The 1,884-nt window shown below is 64.7% G+C and carries 1 protein-coding gene; it reads right to left on the reverse strand.

What is annotated here, in order from left to right; all coding sequences use genetic code 11:
* A partial coding sequence (locus tag B3C64_RS02640; protein ID WP_291533538.1) for an alpha-galactosidase occupies positions 1-1,884 on the reverse strand: 1,884 nt, incomplete at both ends.

The following is a 1,884-nucleotide window of genomic DNA, read 5'->3' on the forward strand; positions in this document are numbered from 1 at the left end:
GAAAAGGACGGCCTGTGCAGGATGCAGCGCCGGCGGACGGATGCCGTAGGTGGCGAGCGCGCGGCCGGTCATCTTCACGCCGTCGGCGTTCCACCATCCGAGCGTGCTCTGGCCGTTGCCAATGTCCTGCTTGATGAGGTCGAGGCTCACGTCGAGCGGGGAGACCACATATGTGGCTTCCGGGTCGAGTCCGGGCAATCGTACCGGTGCGGCCGGATAGGTCTGCGAGGTGGTCAGCTGGGTGAAGCGGTAGATCGCGGCGGCCTTGTTCGGCATGACGCAGCCATCCACGCGCACGGCCGGATCGGCTGCATCGGAGTGCACGGCGGTGTCGACGGCGAACCATTCGCGGTGCTTCTTGAATTCGGCCACCCATTCGGCAAGCTTGTCGATGTCCGCCTGCGGCTCTTTGAGCAGGTTCCATTCGATGCCCATATGTCCGAAGAACGCCATGGCCATGCGCAGTTCCTGCGTGGTCGCGCGATGCGTGGAATGCGCGGGGGAAGCGCCCACATGTTCGCCGATCATCTCCGGCGGGACCAGCAGCGAGGTGTAACGCTGGATGTCCTCGCGCTCCACCGGGTCGACGCAGTCGGAGCCCCAGATGCGGTCCGCCACTTCGAGGATGCCCAGATCGACGCGGCCGCCGCCAGAAGAGCAGCTTTCGATTTCCAAACCCGGATGCGCGGCTTTCAGGTCGGTGAAGATCTTGTAGACCGCAAGCGTCTGGTTGTGCACGGCCGGACGTCCGGTGCGCGGCGAGACGGCTTCAGTGACGAGCTTGTTGTGGTCCCATTTGATGTAGTCGATGCCGAGTTCGCCGACGAGCCTGTTCATCGATTCGTAGATGTAGGCGAAGGCGTCGGGGTTGGTCAGGTCGACGACCTGCTGGTTGCGGCCCTGCATCGGCAGACGGTTCGCGGTGGGCTTGAGCACCCAGTCGGGATGCTCACGGAACAGGTTGGAGTCGGGGTTGACCATTTCCGGTTCGAACCACAGTCCGAATTCCATTCCCTTGCCATGCACGTAGTCGGCGAGCGCCTTGAGCGACTTGTCTCCATCCGGCCAGACGTCTTGCGAGATCTGCCAGTCGCCGAGTCCCGCGGTGTCGTCGCGGCGGGCGCCGAACCAGCCGTCGTCGACGACGAAGCGTTCCACGCCACTTTCCACGGCCTTGTCGGCGAGGCGGACGAGGGTGTCGTAGTCGTGGTCGAAGTAGACGGCTTCCCACGTGTTGAGAATGACCGGACGTGGCTTGGGCGCGATGTTGTGCGCCACGAGCCAATCGCGGTGCACACGGCGGATGTAGCCGTGGAAGCGCGCGGCGACTTCGTTGAGTCCTTCGCCGTAGGAGCCTACGAGCCATGGGGTGGTGTAGCTTTCGCCGTTGGCGAGGCTGATTTCGCCGCCGAACAGCACCTCGCCGCCGCCAATCACGCCGGCGGTGTACGGCAGGCGTTCGGCGGAGAGCACGCTGTTGCCGCTCCATGCCACGTGCGCGGAGTAGACGTTGCCGTGGGTGAAGCCGAATCCCTTTTCGCCCACGTTGAGCAGCAGGGTGGCGTCGAAATCAGGACGGCCGGCCATGGATGCCTTGGCGAATCGGCCGATGGTGAAGTCCTGGCGCTGCGGCGAACGTTCGCGCAGATGGTGGCCGGTGGTGGTGAGGATCTCGTTGGCGTCGGCGGGCACGGCGAAGGCGAGTTCGACCTTGTTCACGTCCAGTCGGCCTTCGCCGATGTTGATGACTTCCGCATGCTGGCGGATCAGGCCGGTTTCGTCGAGTTCGCAGGTCCAGACGAGCTTCACCCCCTGTTCCGCGTCCTGCGCGGTGACGGTGACGGTCGGGGTGCGCTTGGGTTCGGCCGCGACGGTCCAGTTCGG

This window comes from Bifidobacterium sp. UBA6881 (genome assembly GCA_002451435.1).
GTDB lineage: Bacteria > Actinomycetota > Actinomycetes > Actinomycetales > Bifidobacteriaceae > Bifidobacterium.